Origin of the sequence: Mesorhizobium sp. M7A.F.Ca.US.007.01.2.1 (genome assembly GCF_003998165.1) — a bacterium.
Classification (GTDB): Bacteria; Pseudomonadota; Alphaproteobacteria; order Rhizobiales; family Rhizobiaceae; genus Mesorhizobium; species Mesorhizobium ciceri.
Genome location: NZ_RZQP01000465.1, coordinates 1 through 1518, shown reverse-complemented (window position 1 = coordinate 1518; position 1518 = coordinate 1). Strand labels below are relative to the sequence as shown.

General features: G+C 59.9%; 2 protein-coding genes. One reads left to right on the top strand and one right to left on the bottom strand.

The genetic code is table 11. The annotated features are described in order from the left end of the window. On the bottom strand, positions 1-505 hold a 505-nt coding region (locus tag EN949_RS35155), incomplete at its 3' end, for an AMIN domain-containing protein (protein WP_127371982.1). A 654-nt stretch (positions 506-1159) separates the two neighbouring features. Between EN949_RS35155 and EN949_RS35150 the strand changes: the two genes are divergently transcribed. Then, the coding region (locus tag EN949_RS35150; RefSeq protein ID WP_127371981.1) for a S1 RNA-binding domain-containing protein at positions 1160-1518 on the top strand (359 nt) is incomplete at its 3' end.

Below are 1518 nucleotides of genomic sequence, written 5' to 3'. Positions count from 1 at the left end.
ATCCGGTGGTCAGCGCCTGATTGGCAAGTGCGGCATCGAACTCGCGTTCGGATGCCGCCGACATATCGATGGCAATGCGGTAGCCGGTTCCGTCCTCGTTCTTGAGCACGTCGAGCTTGTCGACGGCAAAGGGTCCCTTGCCGGTGAGGATCAGACGCGAAACGCCCTCGCCGAGTTCGCCCAGGCGCACGCCCTTGACCAGGCCCCGCGCCTTCAAATCCTTGGCATCCACGGCGAATCTCGTATTCGCGAGATCGATGACAAGACGGTTGGGACCACGCAGCAGGAACCATTTGATATCGGGTTCGCGGTCGAAATCCATGACGATGCGCATCTTGGTGGCATCGCCGGCCATCTTGTAGCCTTTTGCCACGAGCGGAGCGTCGGCGGCACTGGCATTTGAGGACAAGACGGATGAGGCCGCCAGCAGCAGCAAGAGGCAGAAAGCGGCCAGGATCCGGCCGCCGACACGACATCCCTTGTCTGTGAAGTCCGCCAATCCCATCTCTCTTGCAGTCGCTCCCGGTTTGGCGCCCGGCGCCCGGTCGTTTCGTCGAAATGCCGGTTAGGCCGCGAACTCGATTAACGATTGGTATCCAGAGAAGGTTAACCAAGCCTTTTCATGCAGGGCCGCAAGCCTGGCTTTACGCTACGGAACGGCTTTTTGCCGGCATCGGAAATCGGGGTTGCCTTCCACCCCGCCAAATCATAAAAGCGATGGTGGATCACTGCAATCCTGGAACCGCCCTCCTCCGCAGCTTGTTGCTACAGGGTCAGACGTAAAGGCGGCTCCTTTCGCTTCAGGCGAAAAGGGTTCAGGTGATCGCGACGAATTTCGCAGGCGTGCTCCCGTGGCGGGGGAATCGCCTGCGTGAGGAAAACGGCCGGGTTTGTTCCCGTGCCGGCTCTGTATGAGCAAACAAGCTGGTCCGGTTCGTCCGGGCTTTGGTTCAAAAGGTTCTGTTGGTGACGATGGCTTCAAGCGCAATCATGGAAAGGTCCGCATCAAACCGCGCCATTATGGCTGCGGGCGGCACCGCCATGGCGCTCAAGCGGCGGCCGACGGACGTTCAAATATCCGGCACCCACATTCCAGACACGCAGCAGCAGGCTTTGCCTCGCAAGCTGCGGCTGACGGCTGCCGGGGGGAAACGAAATAATGCCCAACAAAATGCTGATAGACGCCTCCCACCCGGAGGAAACACGCGTTGTCGTCATACGCGGTAACCGTATTGAAGAATTCGACTTTGAATCCCAGGACAAGAAGCAGCTCAAAGGAAACATCTACCTAGCCCGCGTAACGCGCGTAGAGCCCTCCCTTCAGGCAGCCTTTGTCGAATATGGCGGCAACCGTCACGGTTTTCTCGCCTTCAGTGAAATCCACCCCGATTACTACCAGATTCCGGTCGCCGATCGTCAGGCACTGCTGCGCGCGGAAGCGCAGGAGGCTGAGGACGAGGAGAACGAGGACGGCGACGGCGATGATCGCCAGAGCCGCGATCGCGGACGGCGCGGCCG